Origin of the sequence: Streptomyces platensis (assembly GCF_008704855.1) — a bacterium.
GTDB lineage: Bacteria > Actinomycetota > Actinomycetes > Streptomycetales > Streptomycetaceae > Streptomyces > Streptomyces platensis.
The window spans coordinates 2,560,434-2,579,724 of record NZ_CP023691.1 but is presented as its reverse complement, the minus strand read 5'-3'; the positions used below and the strand labels follow the sequence as shown (position 1 = coordinate 2,579,724).

Annotated in this window: 18 protein-coding genes and 1 pseudogene; 14 read left to right on the top strand and 5 right to left on the bottom strand. The window is 69.2% G+C overall.

What is annotated here, in order from left to right; genetic code table 11:
- Positions 1 to 139 precede the first annotated feature (139 nt).
- Together CP981_RS11180 and CP981_RS11175 are read left to right on the top strand one after the other, a co-directional pair.
- Positions 140 to 907, top strand: coding sequence for a helix-turn-helix domain-containing protein (locus CP981_RS11180; RefSeq protein WP_085925306.1), 768 nt, complete (start codon positions 140 to 142; stop codon positions 905 to 907).
- On the top strand, positions 904 to 1,377 hold the full coding sequence (locus tag CP981_RS11175) for an NUDIX domain-containing protein (protein WP_085925307.1): 474 nt from the start codon (positions 904 to 906) through the stop codon (positions 1,375 to 1,377). The genes CP981_RS11180 and CP981_RS11175 overlap by 4 nt, the downstream gene beginning before the upstream one ends.
- Here the strand turns inward: CP981_RS11175 and CP981_RS11170 are convergent.
- Together CP981_RS11170 and CP981_RS11165 are read right to left on the bottom strand one after the other, a co-directional pair.
- Positions 1,365 to 1,931, bottom strand: a complete 567-nt coding sequence (locus tag CP981_RS11170) for an HD domain-containing protein (protein WP_085925308.1) — start codon at positions 1,929 to 1,931, stop codon at positions 1,365 to 1,367. The two genes, CP981_RS11175 and CP981_RS11170, sit on opposite strands and share 13 nt — an antisense overlap.
- 10 nt (positions 1,932 to 1,941) lie before the next feature.
- Entirely contained in the window at positions 1,942 to 2,391 is a 450-nt protein-coding gene (locus CP981_RS11165) for a GntR family transcriptional regulator (RefSeq protein WP_085925392.1), read from the bottom strand.
- A gap of 172 nt (positions 2,392 to 2,563) precedes the next feature.
- Between CP981_RS11165 and CP981_RS37645 the strand changes: the two genes are divergently transcribed.
- The 7 genes and pseudogenes from CP981_RS37645 (at position 2,564) to CP981_RS11135 (ending at position 9,536) form a co-directional block, all read left to right on the top strand.
- Positions 2,564 to 2,719 (top strand): hypothetical protein, encoded by a 156-nt coding sequence (locus CP981_RS37645; protein ID WP_158092653.1) that lies wholly within the window; start codon positions 2,564 to 2,566, stop codon positions 2,717 to 2,719.
- A gap of 416 nt (positions 2,720 to 3,135) precedes the next feature.
- Positions 3,136 to 3,996, top strand: coding sequence for a DUF4231 domain-containing protein (locus CP981_RS11160; protein ID WP_208852925.1), 861 nt, complete (start codon positions 3,136 to 3,138; stop codon positions 3,994 to 3,996).
- Complete coding sequence (locus tag CP981_RS11155; RefSeq protein ID WP_085925309.1) at positions 3,993 to 4,193, top strand: hypothetical protein; 201 nt, start codon at positions 3,993 to 3,995, stop codon at positions 4,191 to 4,193. The genes CP981_RS11160 and CP981_RS11155 overlap by 4 nt, the downstream gene beginning before the upstream one ends.
- A 1,078-nt stretch (positions 4,194 to 5,271) precedes the next feature.
- Positions 5,272 to 5,355 (top strand): annotated as a pseudogene (locus CP981_RS11150) (glutamine synthetase); the annotation flags it as partial.
- A gap of 29 nt (positions 5,356 to 5,384) precedes the next feature.
- Positions 5,385 to 8,408, top strand: coding sequence for a bifunctional [glutamine synthetase] adenylyltransferase/[glutamine synthetase]-adenylyl-L-tyrosine phosphorylase (locus CP981_RS11145; RefSeq protein WP_085925311.1), 3,024 nt, complete (start codon positions 5,385 to 5,387; stop codon positions 8,406 to 8,408).
- A gap of 310 nt (positions 8,409 to 8,718) precedes the next feature.
- Positions 8,719 to 9,168, top strand: coding sequence for a hypothetical protein (locus tag CP981_RS11140; RefSeq protein WP_143658882.1), 450 nt, complete (start codon positions 8,719 to 8,721; stop codon positions 9,166 to 9,168).
- A 20-nt stretch (positions 9,169 to 9,188) separates the two neighbouring features.
- Positions 9,189 to 9,536 (top strand): hypothetical protein, encoded by a 348-nt coding sequence (locus CP981_RS11135; RefSeq protein WP_143658883.1) that lies wholly within the window; start codon positions 9,189 to 9,191, stop codon positions 9,534 to 9,536.
- Between the two features lie 128 nt (positions 9,537 to 9,664).
- On the opposite strand, the gene CP981_RS11130 is transcribed toward CP981_RS11135, so the two are convergent.
- From CP981_RS11130 to CP981_RS11120, 3 genes are all read right to left on the bottom strand, one after another.
- Entirely contained in the window at positions 9,665 to 10,504 is an 840-nt protein-coding gene (locus CP981_RS11130; protein WP_085925314.1) for a phosphatase PAP2 family protein, read from the bottom strand.
- A gap of 118 nt (positions 10,505 to 10,622) precedes the next feature.
- A complete protein-coding gene (locus CP981_RS11125; protein WP_085925315.1) occupies positions 10,623 to 11,675 on the bottom strand; it encodes a LacI family DNA-binding transcriptional regulator in 1,053 nt (350 codons plus the stop codon).
- A gap of 24 nt (positions 11,676 to 11,699) precedes the next feature.
- Entirely contained in the window at positions 11,700 to 13,331 is a 1,632-nt protein-coding gene (locus CP981_RS11120) for a glycoside hydrolase family 13 protein (protein WP_085925316.1), read from the bottom strand.
- Positions 13,332 to 13,555: 224 nt separating this feature from the next.
- Between CP981_RS11120 and CP981_RS11115 the strand changes: the two genes are divergently transcribed.
- Genes CP981_RS11115 through CP981_RS11095 form a run of 5 tightly spaced genes read left to right on the top strand, consistent with a single transcriptional unit; the run spans position 13,556 to position 19,289 of the window.
- Positions 13,556 to 14,851 carry an extracellular solute-binding protein gene (locus CP981_RS11115; protein WP_085925317.1) on the top strand — a complete coding sequence of 432 codons (1,296 nt, stop codon included), beginning with the start codon at positions 13,556 to 13,558 and terminating at the stop codon, positions 14,849 to 14,851.
- A gap of 53 nt (positions 14,852 to 14,904) precedes the next feature.
- The gene (locus CP981_RS11110) at positions 14,905 to 15,783 is read left to right on the top strand and encodes a carbohydrate ABC transporter permease (protein ID WP_371874151.1); all 879 of its coding nucleotides are present in this window, start codon (positions 14,905 to 14,907) and stop codon (positions 15,781 to 15,783) included.
- 2 nt (positions 15,784 to 15,785) lie between these two features.
- Positions 15,786 to 16,646 carry a sugar ABC transporter permease gene (locus CP981_RS11105; RefSeq protein ID WP_085925319.1) on the top strand — a complete coding sequence of 287 codons (861 nt, stop codon included), beginning with the start codon at positions 15,786 to 15,788 and terminating at the stop codon, positions 16,644 to 16,646.
- A gap of 1 nt (position 16,647) precedes the next feature.
- A complete protein-coding gene (locus tag CP981_RS11100) occupies positions 16,648 to 18,234 on the top strand; it encodes a glycoside hydrolase family 13 protein (RefSeq protein ID WP_085925320.1) in 1,587 nt (528 codons plus the stop codon).
- On the top strand, positions 18,219 to 19,289 hold the full coding sequence (locus CP981_RS11095) for a LacI family DNA-binding transcriptional regulator (protein ID WP_425282210.1): 1,071 nt from the start codon (positions 18,219 to 18,221) through the stop codon (positions 19,287 to 19,289). The genes CP981_RS11100 and CP981_RS11095 overlap by 16 nt, the downstream gene beginning before the upstream one ends.
- Positions 19,290 to 19,291 lie beyond the last annotated feature (2 nt).

Genomic DNA, 19,291 nt, shown 5'->3' with positions numbered 1-19,291 from the left:
GGAAGGGCGTTCTCTTGGTGTGCTTCAAGATTGCTGCCTGAGCAGCAGACGTACGACCGCCCTCATGGACGACTCCGGGACGGCTGGCTAGGGTCGAAGTCGTCCCAGGACGTCCCAACGTGGAGGGGGAGAAGGGGAGATGGCGAACGAGCGACTTCGTGGAGCGATCACCGAACGAGGACTCACCATCGAGACTGTCGCCGAGCGCCTCGGGGTCGCCAGCAAAACCGTCGAGCGGTGGATCAACCAGGGCCGCAAGCCGTATCGCCGCTTCCAGTACGCGGTGGCTTCGCTGCTCCGCTACGAGGTGTCCTATCTGTGGCCTGACGAGCGGACGATGGCCGAGGTCACGTCAGCCGGCAGTGCAGAGCTCGTGAAGCTGTACCCACACCGTTCAGCGGTTCCCCCGCGTCTCTGGCCGCAGCTCTACTCGTCGTCCCGGGCCTACTTCGATGTTCTGGTCTACTCCGGTTTCTGGCTGACCGAAGATTCCGAATTCCTCCGCCTGGTCAAGGAGAAGTCGGCAGATGGCGTACGGGTTCGCTTCATGCTTGGCGACCCGGACTGCCCCGAGGTTGCGACCCGTGGTGCAGACGAGGGGATCGGCGATGCAATGGCCAGCAAGATTCGCAACGCGCTGATGAACTACCGAGGGCTCTTCGGCCTGCCGGGCGTCGAGTTCCGCTTGCACAGCACGACCCTCTACAACTCCATCTACCGTGCCGACAACGAACTGCTCGCAAACGGCCACGTATACGGAGTCGGTGCCTACCTTGCCCCTGTCCTCCACCTACAGCGCGTCCCTGGTGGCGAGCTGTTTGACACATACGCCGAGAGCGTTGAGCGCGTGTGGGAATCCGCCCGCGGGATCACCTCACCCACCGACTTCACGGAGGTTCACGCATGAGCCGCAGGGACTACTTCAACGACCCAGAGGCCCCGAAAGCCAACTCGGTGGTGCCTTCGGTTACCGCCGTCGTCAGAGATGAGGACGGGCGGCTCCTGCTCATCCACAAGACTGACAACGACCTGTGGGCTCTCCCCGGGGGCGGCCATGACGTCGGCGAGTCGATCGCCGAGACCGTCGTACGGGAAGTCGAAGAAGAGACGGGCTTTACGGTCGACGTGGATGGCGTCAGCGGCCTCTACACGGACCCGCGGCACGTCATGGCGTACGACGATGGAGAAGTCCGGCAGCAGTTCTCCATTTGCTTCCGTGCGCACCTCACAGGCGGTTCCCTGCGCACGAGCGACGAATCTAAAGAGGTCCGCTGGGTCTCTCCAGCGGACCTCGACCGACTCGACATTCACCCCTCGATGCGGTTGCGCATTGAGCACGGGCTGGAGGCCTCTCGGACGGTGCCCTACATCGGCTGACCTGCGCCCACGGCGGCCATCCGCTGTTCCACCCGGCTCGCGGCAGCGTGAATCTCGGGTGCCGCCCGCTGGATGAAGCGGCCCACGATGGTGTCAGGGCCGTAGCGCGCCACGATCTCGTTCAGCCGGTCGGCCGGCGCCGTGTGGCCGCCGTCCGGGGTCGTCGTCATGTCGCAGAAGATCAAGGCGTCGACGAGCTCCGGACGCTCCAGCTCGAACTCAGTCGCCAGTTCGTCACGCAGCCCCCGCTCCTCCGCCTCAAGCAGCGCGCAGGAGTGGTGGGCCACCAGGCGAACGACCCGTTCGTCGAACGACTCCTGCTCACGGAGGAATCGGGCGCCGTCGAGCGGATGGAACCCTGTCGTGGCGATCGATGGCGAGTAGCCAACGTCGTGGAGGACTGCGGCGGCCTCCAGGAGATCGGCGTCGTGACCGAGGATGGGGCGCAAGGCCGCCGCACGCTTGGCGACGCCGAGGGAGTGCGCCCAGCGGCGTGGGAGGGGTTCGGCCAGCATCGATTCCGAGAGGGCAAATGCCTGCTCTGTGAGTTCCATGGGCTCCAGCCTACGAATCGTGTGTGCTCACCGGGAGGGCGCGAACGAACCGCCCCTTCCCGTGCACGGCTTCCAGGATTCCCCGTCCTTCCAGCGCTGATAGAGCGCTACGCAGGGCTGTCCGCGAGACTGCGAATTCCTCGCAGAGCCGGGCCTCGGATGGAAACGCGTCACCGATCGCGAAACCGCGTTCCGTGATCATGTCGGTCACCCTTTGCGCCAAGGGGCGCCGCTCGCTGCCGTCGCTGACCACGCGGCCGACCCCTGGCGCAGCGTGGATGAGACCTTCCTGTTCCAAGATCTCCAAAGCACGTCGTACCGTGGTCCGCGCCACCCCGTGCTCCCGCATCAGCGCGGCTTCGGAGGGGAGCCCCGTCTCAGCGAAGCGTCCTTTCCCGATCTCCTTGCGCAGAGCATCTGCGATCAGCAAATACGTCCCGCGCGGACTCGCACCCGGCATCTGGTCCCTCTCATCCACATGAGTTTGCCCTCCAAGACTCGCACGGTCGCTCGTTCGCAGTCTCCGTGCAGCGCGCCGACCTTGGCCCATAAACCGAACGAGCGATCTAATTGGGATTTGGATCGCCCCGACTTCCCCCCACGACCTCCTGGAGGTCCAGACCGCTGACCGCTTGGTACCTCACCTGCGGTCGGTCGCTACGGCGCTGACGAACCAGGTGGTTCCCCACCGCCGGCGTCTGCTGGAGGTCTCCCGGCGCATCGCCGACCACCCCTACTGGCAGACCCTGCAGGGCACGCCCGCGGCCCGCGTGGCGCTGAAGGAGTAGGCCTACGCGGCCGCCGTGCGCGGACGGCGGCCATGAGCCCCACCGCCTGTCAGGAGCGCGTCGCCCGCAGCGCCCGCATTCCACCGCTCACCGCCGTACGCGCATCCCATCTGATGGTTCGCGCCTCAGGGCACGGTGATGCGCCTGCACATGTGCGCATGGGCGTAGCCGAGTGCTGGCTACGCCCACCGACTGTGCGGCGACCGGTGCTGATTCGGCCATGAGAACGCGGTTTGCGTCAATTTCACCGAACGTGACTCCTTGGCCACATAGGTCGCGCTACACCAGAGCACTGTGAGGCGGTCGGGAATTGACGGCGGGGCTTTGACGGGCGGTCCGTGGGGAGCCCGCACCTCTGGTTTCTTCCGGTCGCCCAACTGGCCATCAGCCGAGAAGTCCATGGGGGAAGCCAGCTCATGCCGCAGTCCGGCCCCGTCGGAGACGACGATCGCATCAACGCCCTGATAGACCACCGACGGACCGTTGCCAACCTTCAACGTCAGATCAAACGCACCCGCTTGGTCAGCGTCGCCACCCTCATTGGGGTGGTCGGGCCTCCGTTGCTGCTGCTCTCCCTGGTCGGCGCGACCGCTCTCACCTGGCGCCACTACAACATGGCGCCGATCAACATCTTCGGTGTCGTGTTTGCCGGGGCCCTCTTCGTGGGGTGCACCGTGTTCAGCCGTAAATTCGACACTGCGCAGCCCTGGATTAGGTACGGGAACGGAAGTCGCGCGCAACAAGACCTTTCGGTCGCGGAGCTGAAGCTGAACCTCGAACTGGCCGAGGAAGAGCGGGTTCTGGCTGCGTCCAAGGTCGCGCGGGCGGCCTTCGATCGGCAGTATTCCTACCGGGACGCCATCCCCCGGGAGATCGACCGCCTGCGGGGGGAGAGCGCGAGCTACCGCCGCTGGCACAACTGGCTCCAGTGGACGCTCGTTATCTGCTCGGCCGCCGTCACCGGCGTCACCGCCCTCTATGACCCGCCGCAGCCAGGTAAGGGCATTCTCATCGGTCTCGGCGGCGCCATCACCGTCATCACCTCGGTGATGGGCTACTTCAAGTTCAAGGAGCGCGGCTTCAACCTTCAGCAGACGGCCGATGCCATCGAGCAGGAGGTAACCGCTCTCGACCTGGCTATCGCCCCGTACAACCTCTCCGACGAGAAGGAGAACCTGGAGCTGTTCGCCGAGAGGGTCGAGGCCCTGCGGATCGAACAGCGCAAGCGTGAGCAGCAGCTCGACCAACCTCACCAGGGCCAGCAGGAGGTCGTGTGATTCCGCCCGCCCGGTACGGTCTTCAGCGGTGGCTCCTGGCGCCCCGCACCACCTGGCGCGCCCGCCGGCTGTGCGCCGCGCACCCCCAGCTCAGCGGTGATCAGGCGTGGGCCCTCGCTCGCCTGTACCGGCACCCCGACGAGGCTCTGTACGCCCACGGCTTCCTGCAGCGGCGCGACTCGGGCCAAGGGGACTGAGACCGCTGACAGCGTCAGCTGCTGGTGGGCCGGGTCTCAATTGTGGTCCCAGTTGCCGCCGCATCCATCGAGGTCCGTAGACGTCCACTGACGTTCACTACGGCCGCTGAACTGGGCAAACGGACCTCCATGGACGCCGACGGACGAAGATCCGACAACTCGTAATGCGTAGGTCACCCCAACCCTCAAGAAGCGTTGGTCGGGGGGTGTACCCGTTCGGTCTCCCTGCGGTCCCGGTGCCTCATTCCCACAAGGAATGATGCGGCGCCGACACCAGCGGTGATCAGCCCCCCAATGGCGGTTATGAGCTCAGGCCCGCCCGCCCCTGCCGCAGGTAGTTGAACAAACTGGGTGACGGTCACGGTTGGGGTGGGTGATTGCGTCGAGGGCGGGCCGGCGCTCCCGGGGGTGGATGTGGCGCCAGGGAACTCGGGTGTGTCACCAGGGGACTCGGAGACGGTGGGGTGCGCAGACACCGACGGTGCCGCGGTTGCCTCGTGCGAGGTGGAGGTGGACCCATTCCCGTGGCCGGTCAGAAAGGTGAAAACAGCCGCGGCGAGCAAAGCCACAGCTAAGCCCATTAGGGCAGCGCCGGACCAGATCAGGTGCTGTCGCCTCATGGGGTCGTGCCTTCGGCTGTCCTTCTGTGGCGACTCCATGTCTTGCGCTCCGTCACTCCACCAGGCTGCCGCAGGGAGACGGCCGGCGCGAGGTGACTGTCACGTTTCGTGGACCATCAGTGGACAGGTAGCCACCCCGCAGCTGCCCACCAATGAGCGACCAGCGAGAACGCCAGCCAGCGAGAAGTGCCGTCGGAGCCGTCCGCGAGAGGGCGCCAGTCGCCCACCATCCGCTAACGCCCTGATCAGCCCTGTCGGCTCGCTAGCGGGGTTGCTAACGTTGGCGACCCGAACGCTTGCGCTGGAGCCAGCGGCCGGGGCCCCGGGCCCCGGGCCGTCTAGGGGCCGTCAGAGGACAGCCGAGGGCGACCGGCAACGACCAACGACAACCGCTCCACTGCTGGTCAGTGGGCACGCCGGTAGAGTCATGGGAGGTGAGCAAAGGCGTGCATCAATCCCTGCGCAACAAGAAGCAGGAGTGGGAGGAGTACCGCTCCGAGGTCACCGCCTTCGAGCTGCGCAAGATGCTGCCCGTGCTCTGAGCCACCGCGCCACCGAGAGGCTTGCACCCATGGCACTTCCCGCTCCGCAGGGACGGCGGAGCAGCACCTTCACCCGGCTGCTGAGGCACGGCTTCACCGACCCCTCGGCGGCCGGGGCGCTGCTCGATTCCGCTCTGTTCGCGTCCGTACGCGATGACTCGGTCCTGCTGGAGGCGCTGGGCGCCACCGCGGACCCGGACCTCGCCCTGCACAGCCTGGCCCGGCTGGTCGAGGCCCAGGAGCCGGACGAGCAGCAGGCGCTGCTGAGCACCGTCGTCGCGGCGAAACCGCTGCGCGACCGGCTGCTGGGCGTGCTGGGCGCCTCCGAGGCGCTCGCCGACCACCTCGTCCGGCATCCGTACGACTGGCAGTCGCTGGTCACGTACGAGTCGGTGGATCTGCACCCCACCACCCCCGAGTTCGAGCTGGCGCTCGCCGAGGGGATCTGGGGCGGGCAGAACGCCGAACGGCCGCGCGCCGACGCGCTGCGCACCGCCTACCGCCGCTCCCTGCTGGGCATCGCCGCCCGCGATGTGTGCGGCACGACCGATGTCGCCGAGGCCGCCGCGGAGCTGGCGGACCTGGCCACCGCCACCGTCCGGGCCGCCCTGGAGATCTCCTACGAAGAGGCGCCCGGCGACGCCGCGGTGAGCCGGCTGGCCGTCATCGGCATGGGCAAATGCGGCGGTCGCGAGCTGAACTACGTCTCCGACGTCGATGTCATCTTCGTCGCCGAGGCCAAGGAGGGCGTGGACGAGGCCAAGGCCCTCCAGGCCGCGACCCGGCTCGCCGCCCGCATGATGCGGCTCTGCTCGGACAACACCGCCGAGGGCACGATCTGGCCGGTGGACGCCAATCTGCGCCCCGAGGGCCGCAACGGCCCGCTGGTCCGCACCCTCAGCAGCCATCTCGCCTACTACCAGCGCTGGGCCAAGACCTGGGAGTTCCAGGCGCTGCTCAAGGCCCGCCCGATGGCCGGTGACCTCCAGCTGGGGCAGGAGTACGTGGACGCGCTGGCGCCCATGGTCTGGGAGGTCGCCGAGCGGGAGAACTTCGTCGCCGATGTGCGCCAGATGCGCCGCCGGGTCGTCGAGAACATCCCCGCGGCGCAGGTCGAACGGGAGCTCAAGCTCGGCCCCGGCGGACTGCGCGATGTCGAGTTCGCGGTACAGCTGCTCCAGCTGGTGCACGGCCGCAGCGACGCCACCCTGCGCAGCGCCACCACCCTCGACGCCCTGGCGGCGCTGGCGGCCGGCGGCTATGTCGGACGCCAGGACGCCGCCGCCCTGGACGCCGCCTACCGCTTCCTGCGCACGCTGGAACACCGGATCCAGCTCTTCCGGATGCGCCGTACGCATCTGATGCCCGAGGACGAGGGCGAACTGCGGCGGCTGGCCCGCTCGTTGGGCCTGCGCACCGAACCGGTCGACACGCTCCGCCGGGAATGGCGGTGGCACGCCCGCGAGGTGCGCCGGCTGCACGAGAAGCTCTTCTACCGTCCGCTGCTCGACGCCGTCGCCCACCTGGAGCCCGGCGAGACCCGGCTCTCCGCCAGGGCCGCCGGCCACCGCCTCGAAGCCCTCGGCTACGCCGACCCGGTCGCCGCACTGCGCCACCTGGAAGCCCTCGCCTCCGGCGTCACCCGCAAGGCCGCCATCCAGCGGACCCTGCTGCCGGTGCTGCTCGCCTGGTTCGCGGACTCCGCCGACCCGGACGCCGGACTGCTCAACTTCCGCAAGGTCTCCGACGCGCTCGGCAAGACCCCCTGGTACCTGCGGCTGCTGCGCGACGAGGGCGCCGCCGCCGAGAACCTCGCCCGGGTGCTGTCGGCCGGCCGGCTCGCCCCCGATCTGCTGCTGCGCGCCCCCGAGGCGGTCGCCCTGCTGGGTGCCCCCGACGGGCTCCAGCCACGCGGCCGGGCCGCCCTGGAGCAGGAGGTGCTGGCCGCGGTCGGCCGCGCGGACGGTGCCGAGGCCGCGGTCACGGCGGCCCGCGGGGTGCGCCGCAGAGAGCTGTTCCGTACGGCCGCCGCGGATGTGATCGGCGCCTACGGCACGGAGTTCAGCCCGGCGGCGAACGACCACGGCCACTCCGTCGACGCCGTCGGCTCCGCCGTCTCCGACCTCAACGCCGCCACCCTCGCCGGTGCGCTGCGCGCCGCGGTCCGCGACCAGTGGGGCGACACCCTGCCCACCCGCTTCGCGGTGATCGGCATGGGCCGCTTCGGTGGCCATGAGCTCAACTACGGCTCGGACGCCGACATCCTCTTCGTCCACGAGCCCCGCGAGGGCGCCGACGAGCAGGAGGCCGCCAAGGCCGCCCACGCCGTCGCCAACGAGATGCGCCGGCTGCTCGAACTCCCCTCCTCCGACCCGCCGTTGCTCATCGACGCGGACCTGCGCCCGGAGGGCCGGACGGGCCCGCTGGTGCGGACACTCGCCTCGTACGCCGCCTACTACCGGCGCTGGTCACTGGTCTGGGAGTCGCAGGCCCTGCTGCGCGCCGAACCGGTCGCCGGCGACATCGAACTGGGCGAGCGGTTCATCGAGCTGATCGACCCGCTCCGCTACCCCGCCGAGGGCCTCGGCGAGGACGCGGTCCGCGAGATCCGCAAGCTCAAGGCCCGTATGGAGGCCGAGCGGCTGCCCCGCGGCGCGGACCCCACCACCCACGCCAAGCTGGGGCGCGGCGGCCTGAGCGATGTCGAGTGGACCGTACAGCTGCTCCAGATGCAGCACGGCTGGGAAGTCCCCGGCCTGCGCACCACCCGCACCCGCGAGGCCCTGGCCGCCGCCCACGCCGCCGGACTGATCGGCACCGAGGACGCCCAGACCCTGGACGAGGCCTGGGTCCTGGCCGCCCGTGTACGCAACGCCGTGATGGTGGTCCGGGGCCGCCCCGGCGACACGTTCCCCGTCGACGGCCGCGAGCTGGCGGCCGTGGGCCGCTACCTCGGCTACGAGGAGGGCCAGACGGGCGAGATGATCGACGACTACCGCCGGGTGACCCGCAGGGCGCGGGGCGTCGTCGAGGAGCTCTTTTACGGGGCGTAGGGGGCGGGGGCACCGCGGGGGCACCCACTCCGGCCGCTGCCCGCGCAGCCCTTGCGCCTGCCGCCGTGAGCGACACGATTCAGCCAGCCGGTTCCCGGTCCGGACGACGGGAAACCGGCTGCTGCGTCATGGCCATGGCGGGAGAACGGTGGTGTGCGCCGGTGATTCCGGCGGTGGGCCGGAAAAGGTGAACGGCGGACATTTTTCGATTTATCGGCGGGGGCGGCGGGGCTTATTCCGCCCCTCGTACCCTTGATCGTTTTCTGATTTCATTTCATGCGTTGATCAATTCCAACGCAAAGGAATGATGATGTGGGGTAAACAGAGGATCCTGGCGGGGATTCTGTCGGCATCGGTCGCCTCGGCTGGATTTCTGGGAGTCTTCGCAGAGCCCGCGCAGGCCGCCACGGTTTCGCATGTGCGTATGGGCGCGCCGGCGGATCAGAAATCGGCAGTCGGAAAGTGGCACATACGCAACTCGTTCTTCGGGAAGAACGGCGAAGACGTGCCACTCAGGCAGGGGAGCCTGAAGTTCGGATACAAACACATTCAGGACAAGCACCCGGAAGATGACACTTCCTTGCTCGGCTGGATCGACGATACCCTCGAAGATGGAAAATACGAGGAAGATGACGGGTCGATGGTGGCAAGGAGCCGTACGGCCACCGGGAAGATGTTCCGCGTGGTGTTCACGGAGCGCGAAGACGACGCCTCCAAGGACGGTCGGCCGGTCGGCATCATCACGGCGTTCCTGGAATGACGGTATGGAGAGGAGAGGCCGTGGACCATACACCGCGTGGCGGTATGGATGTGGAACAGTGGCTCGCACGATTTGAGCGATCCCTGGAAAGCTCCCTGCCGAAGAGTCTGGCCTCGGAAGAGGATCAGGGTTCCTTGCGGGAAATGCTTGTCGACCGGAGAGCGCAGGGCGTCTGGATCACCGCCACTTTCTCCATGGCGAGTCATCCCGGGGTGGCCTTTGAGTGGCGGCAGAATGTGGTGCCCGAATTCAGTGCGGACTGGGACCCCGAATTCGCTGCCATGCTCTTCCGCACGCACCTCATCGAGTGGTATCACACGGAGGCCAAAAGGCGGCCCCCCGCTGCTGATGGTGTCGTGCGGGACTGACCCGGTGGCCAGGCGGTTGCCCACCCTGTCCGCTTCCGCGCGCACCGTACCGTCAGGGCCTCATGCCGCCTCCCCTGCGCTCGCCCCTTCCGGGGGAGGGTGCGGGGGAGGCCGCATGCGGCTCCGCCTCACGCCGTGGCCGGCAACACCCGCTCCAGCCGATGCGGCAGCGACCCGTACCAGACAGAGGCACACGCGAAGCCCAGGGACAGGCACAGGACACCGCCCACCGCGTCCAGCCAGAAGTGGTTGGCGGTGGAGATGATCACCAGCAGGGTGACCGTGGGGTAGAGCAGCCCGAGGGCCTTGCACCAGAGGGGCTTGGCGAGCAGGGCGATGGTGATGCCGCACCACAGCGACCAGCCGATGTGCATCGACGGCATCGCGGCGTACTGGTTGGACATCGCGGCGAGGTTGCCGGACGCCATCGATCCCCAGGTGCCGTGGTGGACGAGGGTGTCGACGAAGCCGCCGTCCGGCATCAGCCGGGGCGGCGCCAACGGGTAGAGGTAATAGCCGATCAGCGCGAGACCGGTGGTGGTGAACAGGGCCAGCCGGGCGGCGGCGTAGCGGCCGGGGTGCCAGCGGTAGAGCCAGATCAGGACACCGATCGTGACGACGAAGTGCAGTGTCGCGTAGTAGTAGTTCATCGTGACGATCAGCCATGTCACGGAGTTCACCGCGTGGTTGACGGTGCGTTCGACGGCGATGCCCAGGAAGTGCTCCGTCTGCCACACCCAGTCGGCGTTCTTCAGGGCCTGGATCTTCTGCTCCGGCACGGCGTTGCGGACCACCGAATAGGTCCAGTAGCTGACCGCGATCAGCAGAATCTCGAACCAGAGCCGGGGGGAGCGGGGGGCCCGCAGACGGGCCAATCGGCGGTCGGTCACCGGGCGGTCCGCGTGTTCCCCCTTGGGTGGCGGGGTGGTCGGCAGGCCGTCCAAAATCCTCGTATTCGCATCACCCATAGGCAGACAGTCTGCCAGAAACGGACGTCTTGCCGATCATCCTTCGGGCGGGTATTCGAGGCCTCGTATCGGACCTGTGGGGTATGCCAGGACCCCGTACTTGCGGGTGATGTGGCGCTCAGTGAGCCCGCGACGGCTTCGGAATCCGCGCCGTGGTGCGGGGGGCCGAGGCGGTCGAGCCGCGCACCACCAGTTCGGGGTGGAAGACGAACTCGCTGTGCGGGGCGGGGGTGCCGCCGACCTCTTCCAGGAGGGCCCGTACCGCCGCCTGTCCCATGGCCGTCACCGGCTGCCGGATCGTGGTCAGCGGCGGGTCGGTGAAGGCGATGAGCGGGGAGTCGTCGAAGCCGACCACGGAGATGTCACCGGGGACGTCGAGGCCGCGCTGCCGGGCGGCGCGGATCGCGCCGAGCGCCATCATGTCGCTGGCGCAGACGATGGCCGTGGCGCCCCGTTCGATCAGCGCGCCCGCCGCGGCCTGGCCGCCCTCCAGGGTGTAGAGGGAGTGCTGGATGAACTGCTCCGCCTCGGCCGGGCCGAGCTGCAGCCGGTCCTGCATGCTGCGGACGAAGCCCTCGATCTTGCGCTGCACGGGAACGAAGCGCTTGGGGCCGAGCGCCAGCCCGATCCGCCGGTGGCCGAGTGCGCCGAGGTGGGTGACCGCCAGGTCCACCGCGGCCCGGTCGTCGGGGGAGACGAACGGCGCCTGCACCTTGTCGGAGAAGCCGTTGATGAGGACGAACGGGACGCCCTGGCCGCGCAGCTGCTCATAGCGCTGCATATCGGCGGAGGTGTCGGCGTGCAGCCCGGAGACGAAGATGATGCCGGCCACCCCGCGGTCCACCAGCATCTCGGTCAGCTCGTCCTCGGTGGAGCCGCCCGGCGTCTGGGTCGCGAGGACCGGCGTATAGCCCTGGCGGGTCAGGGCCTGCCCGATGACCTGGGCGAACGCCGGGAAGATCGGGTTCTCCAGCTCCGGAGTGATCAGTCCGACCAGCCCGGCGCTGCGCTGCCGCAGCCGCACCGGGCGCTCGTAGCCCAGCACATCGAGGGCGGCAAGCACGGACTGGCGGGTGGTGGCGGAGACTCCGGGCTTTCCATTGAGCACCCGGCTGACGGTGGCCTCGCTGACACCCGCCTGCGCTGCGATATCGGCCAGCCGGGCGGTCATGTGTGGGACTGTACCGTTCGGCTCTCAGATTGCCCACCAGGTGCAGCTGTCACCGGGGAGCACCGCGGCGGCCCCGTTGCCGGTCACCGGGGCGCTGGCCAGCAGCAGCGCACCGGGCGGCGGCAGCTCCACGTCGTGCCCCAGTGTGTTGACGGCGCACAGCACGCCGGGCCGGGTGAAGGCGAGCACCCCATCGGGTGCGGGGGCCCAGCTCATCTCCCCGTCGCCCAGCCCCGGCAGCCGGTGCCGCAGGGCGAGGGCGGTGCGGTAGAGCTCCAGGGTGGAGGCGGGGTCGCCGGTCTGGGCCTCGACGGTGAGGGCGGCCCAGTCGCCGGGCTGCGGCAGCCAGCTGCCGCCGTCGCCGAAGCCGTACGGCGGCAGCTCGCCGGACCAGGGGAGCGGCACCCGGCAGCCGTCCCGGAAGCCGTTCTGGCCGCTGGTGGCGGCGGCGCCCGCGGTCCGGCCGCCGCGGAAGAAGGCCGGGTCCTGGCGGACCTCGTCGGGGAGGTCGGTGACCTCGGGCAGGCCCAGTTCCTCGCCCTGGTAGAGGTAGGCGGAGCCGGGCAGCGCCAGCATCAGGAGGGTCGCGGCACGGGCACGGTCCAGACCGCCGCCGAGCCGGGTGGTGTGGCGTACGACGTCGTGGTTGGACAGCACCCAGGTCGTCGGGGCGCCGACCGAGGTGGTGGCGGCGAGTGAGGCGTCGATGACCTCGCGCAGCGCGCCGGCCTCCCAAGGGGCGTTCAGGAACTGGAAGTTGAAGGCCTGGTGGAGTTCGTCGGGGCGGACGTAGAGGGCCAGGCGCTCGGCGGTGGGGGCCCAGGCCTCGGCGACGCCGACCACCTGCTTGCCGTGGGCCTCGCCGTAGCCGTCCAGCAGCCGGCGCCAGGCGCGGTGGATGGTGTGCACCCCGTCCTGGTCGAAGAACGGCAGCACCTGATTGCCGATCAGCTTGGCCTGCTGGCCGTGGCCGATGTCCGGCAGGCCGGGTGCCTTGACCATGCCGTGCGCGACGTCGACCCGGAAGCCGTCCACCCCGAGGTCGAGCCAGAAGCGCAGGATGGCCTCGAACTCGGCGTGCACCTCGGGGTTGTCCCAGTTGAGGTCGGGCTGCTCGGGGGCGAAGAGGTGCAGATACCAGTCGCCGCGGTCGGTGCGGGTCCAGGCCGGACCGCCGAAGACCGACTCCCAGTCGTTGGGCGGGAGTTCGCCGTTCTCGCCCTTGCCGGGGCGGAAGAGGTAGCGCTCCCGGGCGAGTTCGGGGTCCTGGAACCACGGGTGCCGGTCGGAGGTGTGGTTGGGGACGATGTCGACGATCACCCGCAGGCCCAGGTCGTGGGCGGTGCGGATCAGGTCGTCGGCGTCCTGGAGGCTGCCGAAGAGCGGGTCGACGGCGCGGTAGTCGGCGACGTCGTAGCCGCCGTCGGCCTGCGGTGAGGCGTAGAACGGGGTGAGCCAGACGGCGTCCACCCCCAGATCCTTCAGGTGCGGCAGCCGGGCGCGGGCGCCGCGCAGATCGCCGACGCCGTCACCGTCGCTGTCGGCGAACGAGCGCACATACACCTGGTAGATGACGGCGTCGCGCCACCACCCCGGACCTCGGCCCGTTCCGGGGGCCTGGGGGGCGGGGCTGGGGGAAGTGAGCTCCTGGGTCATCTGCCGTCCCTGTCGAGATCAAGAGGCGTCGGTGCCTTCACGCAATCAACGCTCGGGCGGGCGCGGGGTGACGGTGCCGGGGGTGCCCGGAGGGTCCCGTTCCAGCCATCTCGTTGCAATTCGTTCCCATGGTCTTGCAGAAATTTGCCGCAAGGTCTTTCGGTTTGTTTTCCACGCTGTTACGTTCCTGACCGCCATCTGAGGCATTTCCCTAAGGAGTTCACATGCGGCGTGGCATACGGGGCATCACGGCCACCGCGCTGGTAGCGGGCCTGGCACTGGCAGCGACAGCGTGCGGCGGAGGCGACAGCGGCAGCGGCGGCGACAGCGGCAGCGGCGGCGACAGCGGGGGTGAACTGTCCGGAACCGTTACCTTCTGGGACACCTCCAACGACGCCGAGAAGGCGACGTACCGCAAACTTGCCGAGGGCTTTCAGCAAGAGCACCCCAAGGTCCACGTCAAATATGTGAACGTCCCCTTCGGCGACGCCAACGCCAAGTTCAAGAACGCGGCCGGCGGCAACTCCGGCGCCCCCGATGTGATGCGTACCGAGGTCGCCTGGGTCGCCGACTTCGCCAACCTCGGCTACCTCGCGCCGCTCGACGGCACCCCCGCCCTCGACAAGACCGACGACTACCTCCCGCAGGCCGTCGGCTCGACGAAGTTCAAGGGCAAGACCTACGCCGCACCCCAGGTCATCGACACCCTCGGCCTCTTCTACAACAAGAAGCTCCTCAAGGACGCCGGCGTCGAGGTACCCAAGACCTTCGACGAACTGGCCAAGGCCGCCAAGAAGATCAAGGCCAAGACCGGCGCCACCGCCCTGTATCTGCGCGGAGACGACCCCTACTGGTTCCTGCCCTACCTCTACGGCGAGGGCGGCGACATGGTCAACGCCCGCGACAAGGTCGTGGAGATCGACGACGGCGCCGGTGTCCGGGCGTTCAAGACGATCAAGGGCCTGGTGGACTCCAAGGCCGCGGTCACCGACGCCACCGACGGCTACGAGAACCAGATCAAGGCCCTCAAGGACGGCACCGTCGCGATGGCGGTCGACGGTCCCTGGGATATCGAGGCCGCTCGCGCCGGCAAGGCCTTCAAGGACAAGAAGAACCTCGGCGTCGCCCCCGTCCCCGGCGGCAGCACCGCCCAGGGCTCCCCGCAGGGCGGCTGGAACCTCTCCGTCTACGCCGGCAGCAAGAACCTCCAGGCCTCCTACGCCTTCGTGAAGTACATGAGCTCGGCCAAGGTCCAGCAGCAGACCAACGAGAAGCTCAGCCTGCTGCCCACCCGTAAGTCCGTGTACGAGGTGCCGGCCGTCAAGAGCAACGAGATGGTCCAGTTCTTCAAGCCCGCCGTCGACGGTGCCGTGCAGCGCCCCTGGATCGCCGAGGGCAACTCCCTCTTCGAGCCGGTCAAGGTCCAGATGAACAAGGTGCTCACCGGCGCCGCCTCGCCCCAGCAGGCCGCCAAGGCGACCGGCGACGCCTACCGGAAGCTGCTCAAGGACTACAAGTGACCTTTGCTGTACGGGTGCGCCGGGCGCTGGGCACCCACTGGTACGCGTGGACGATGGTCGCCCCGGTGGTACTCGTCATCGGGGTGATCATCGGCTACCCGCTGGTGCGCGGCGTCTTCCTCTCGCTCACGGACGCCAACGAGGCCAACGTCGAGCGGAACATCGGGGTCAACCACCTCCCCGCCACCTACAAGTTCACCGGCCTGGACAACTACCGGGCGGTGCTCTCCGACGGCGTCTTCTGGGACCGCCTCGGCTGGACCGTCCTGTGGACCGTCGCCTGCGTCTCGCTCACCTTCCTCGTCGGCCTCACGCTCGCCAACATGCTCAACCGCACCCTGCGCGGCCGCACCTTCTACCGCCTCGCGCTGATCCTGCCGTGGGCCATCCCCGCCTTCATCTCGGTCTTCACCTGGCGGATGCTCTACAACGAGAAGAGCGGCATCCTCAACAAGCTGCTGGCCGGCGGCGGTATCGACGCGGTCCCGTGGCTCAACGACCCGACCTGGGCCAAGCTCTCGGTCATCGCCGTCAACGTCTGGCTCGGCGTGCCCTTCATGCTGGTCGCGCTGCTCGGCGGGCTCCAGTCCATACCGGGCGAGCTGTACGAGGCCGCCGAGATGGACGGTGCGAGCGCGTGGCAGCGGTTCCGCCACATCACCGTGCCGGGGCTGCGGGCCGTCAGCAGCACCGTCATCCTGCTCTCCACCATCTGGACCTTCAACATGTTCCCGGTGATCTTCCTGCTGACCCGGGGCGGCCCCGGCGACGCCACCGAGATCCTGGTGACCTACGCCTACCGGCTCTCCTTCCTCGACAGCCCCCGCAACTTCTCCGAGTCCGCGGCCTGGGGCGTCCTGATCCTGGTCCTGCTCTCGGTCGTCGCGGTCGTCTACCGGCGGGCGCTGCGCAAGCAGGGAGAGGTGTGGTGACCATGACCCGTACACCGCCGGCCCGTCCGGCCCGCAAGCGCAACCAGCGCTCCCGGCTCGCCTCCACCGCTCTGCACGCCGGTCTGGCCGTCGCGGCCGTGCTGGCGGTCTTCCCGCCCCTGTGGCTGCTGGTGACGTCCTTCAAACCGAAGAACGACGCCTTCTCCACCAGCCTGGTCACCCACTTCACGTTCGCCAACTACACCCATGTACTGGCCGATACCGAGTTCCTGACCTGGTTCAAGAACTCCGTGATCATCGTCGGGCTGACCACCGTCCTCGGTGTCTTCCTCGCCGCCACCACCGGCTACGCCGTCAGCCGCTTCCGCTTCCCCGGCATGCGCCCGCTGATGTGGCTGCTGCTGATCACCCAGATGTTCCCGGTCGCGGTCCTGATCGTGCCGCTCTACAACCTCCTGGCGAGCCTCGGCCTCCTCAACCAGCCCGCGGGCCTGGTCATCACGTACCTGACCATCGCGGTTCCGTTCTGCGCCTGGATGATGAAGGGCTTCTTCGACACCATCCCGGTGGAGATCGACGAAGCGGGCCGGGTCGACGGCCTCAACCCGTTCGGCACCTTCTGGCGGCTCGTCCTGCCGCTGGCCCGCCCCGGCCTCGCCGTCACCGGCTTCTACACCTTCGTCACTGCCTGGGCCGAGGTCGCCTACGCCTCCGCGTTCATGACCGGCGAGGAGAACCTGACGCTCGCCGGGGGCCTCCAGACCTTCGTCAACCAGTACACCAACGACTGGGGTTCGATGACCGCCGCCGCCGTGATCATCGCCGTACCGGCCGCGCTCGTCTTCGCCTTCGCCCAGCGCCACCTCGTAGCCGGACTGACCGCCGGCACCACCAAGGGATGACATGACTCCACAGCACAACGTCACTCCTGCCACCGACTGGTGGCGCGACGCGGTGATCTACCAGGTCTATCCGCGCAGCTTCGCCGACGCCAACGGGGACGGCATGGGGGACCTGGCCGGCGTCCGCAGCCGGCTGCCGTACCTGCGCGACCTGGGCGTGGACGCCGTCTGGCTCAGCCCGTTCTACGCCTCACCTCAGGCCGACGCCGGTTACGACGTCGCCGACTACCGCGCCATCGACCCGATGTTCGGCACCCTGCCCGACGCCGAGGCCGTCATCCGGGACGCCCATGCCCTGGACCTGCGCATCATCGTCGACCTCGTCCCCAACCACTGCTCCGACCAGCACGAATGGTTCCGGCGCGGGCTGGCGGAGGGCCCGGGCTCGGTCCTGCGCGAGCGCTTCCACTTCCGTAAGGGACGGGGCCAGAACGGCGAGGAGCCGCCCAACGACTGGGAGTCCCTCTTCGGCGGCCCCGCCTGGACCCGGGTCCCCGACGGCGAGTGGTACCTCCACCTCTTCGCGCCCGAACAGCCCGACTTCAACTGGGACCACCCCGCCGTCCAGGACGAGTTCCGCTCCATCCTGCGCTTCTGGCTGGACCTGGGCGTGGACGGCTTCCGGGTGGATGTGGCACACGGCCTGGTCAAGGCGCCCGGCCTGCCCGACATGGGCCACGGCGAACAGCTGAAACTGCTCGGCAACCAGGTGCTGCCGTTCTTCGACCAGGACGGCGTCCACGACATCTACCGCTCCTGGCGCACCGTTCTCGACGAGTATCCCGGCGAGCGGATCGCGGTCGCCGAGGCATGGGCCCCCACCGCGGAACGCACCTCCCTCTACGTCCGCCCCGACGAACTCCACCAGGCCTTCAACTTCCATTACCTGAACACGGGCTGGGACGCGGCCGCCCTCCGCGAGGCGATCGACTCCTCCCTCGACGCCATGCGCCCCGTGTCGGCGCCCACCACCTGGGTGCTGTCCAACCACGACGTCGTACGCCACCGCACCCGGCTCGGCGGCGGCCTGGACCGCGCCCGCGCCGCCACCCTCCTGATGCTGGCGCTGCCCGGCTCCGCCTACCTCTACCAGGGCGAGGAACTGGGCCTGCCCGAGGTCACCGACCTCCCCGACGAGGTCCGCCAGGACCCCTCGTTCTTCCGGGACAGCGGCCAGGAGGGCCTGCGCGACGGCTGCCGGGTACCGCTCCCGTGGAGCGGCGACACCACCCCGTACGGCTTCGGCGACGGCGGCAGCTGGCTCCCGCAGCCGGACGACTGGGCCGCTCTCACCGTCGAGGCCCAGACCGGCGACCCCGCCTCCACCCTGGAGCTCTACCGCACCGCCCTCGCGCTCCGGCGCCGGCTGCCGGGACTGGGCGCGGGCGACGCGGTCGAGTGGCTGGACGCCCCCGACGGCGTCCTGGCCTTCCGCCGCCCCGGCGGCCTGATCTGCACCGTCAACACGACGGAGGCCCCGGCCCCGCTGCCCGCCCCCGGCCGGATCCTGCTCGCCTCCCGTCAACTCGACGCCCCCGGCGCGGACTTCACCCTGCCCGCCGACACCGCAGTCTGGTGGGCGGAGTGACCCTGCCCGATCTCCACACCGCCCCCCGGCTCGCCGACATCGCCGCCCAGGCGGAGGTCAGCGAGGCGACCGTGAGCCGGGTCCTGAACGGCCGGGCGGGCGTCGCGGCGAGCACCCGGCAGCGGGTGCTCGCCGCGCTCGACGTACTCGGCTACGAGCGTCCCGTACGGCTGCGGCGCCGCAGTGCCGGACTGGTCGGCCTGGTCATCCCCGAGCTGACCAACCCGATCTTCCCCGCCTTCGCCCAGATCATCGAGCAGTCGCTGGCCGGCCACGGCTACACCCCGGTGCTGTGCACCCAGATGCCGGGCGGGGCCACCGAGGACGAACTCGTCGAGCAGCTGGAGGAACGCGGTGTCACCGGCATCGTCTTCCTCTCCGGCCTGCACGCCGACACCCGCGCCGACCCCACCCGCTACGCCCGGCTGGCCTCCCGCGGCGTCCCGTTCGTCCTCATCAACGGCTACAACGACCGCATCGACGCCCCGTTCGTCTCACCCGACGACGGCGCGGCGGCCCGGATGGCCGTGCGCCACCTGGCCGAACTGGGACACGAGCGGATCGGCCTGGCCGTCGGCCCGGCCCGCTATGTGCCCTCCCGCCGCAAGGCCGACGGCTTCGCGGCGGCACTGGCGGAGTCGTTCGGCCTGTCGAGGGGGCAGGCCGAACGACGCGTCCAGCACACCCTGTTCAGCGTCGAGGGCGGCCACGCGGCCGCCGCGGCACTGCTCGACGAAGGCTGCACCGGCATCATCTGCGGCAGCGACCTGATGGCACTGGGCGTGGTGCGGGCGGCCCGCCAGCGCGGCCTGGACGTCCCCGGCGACGTCTCGGTCGTCGGCTTCGACGACTCCCAGCTGATCGCCTTCACCGACCCACCGCTGACCACGGTGCGCCAGCCTGTGCAGGCGATGGCTACGGCCGCCGTCGGCGCCCTGATCGAAGAAATCCACGAACGCACCGCGGGCCGCCAAACCCCCGCCCGGCGCACCGAGTTCGTCTTCCGCCCCGAACTGGTGGTCCGCGGCTCGACCGGGCCGGTGCACGGACGATAACG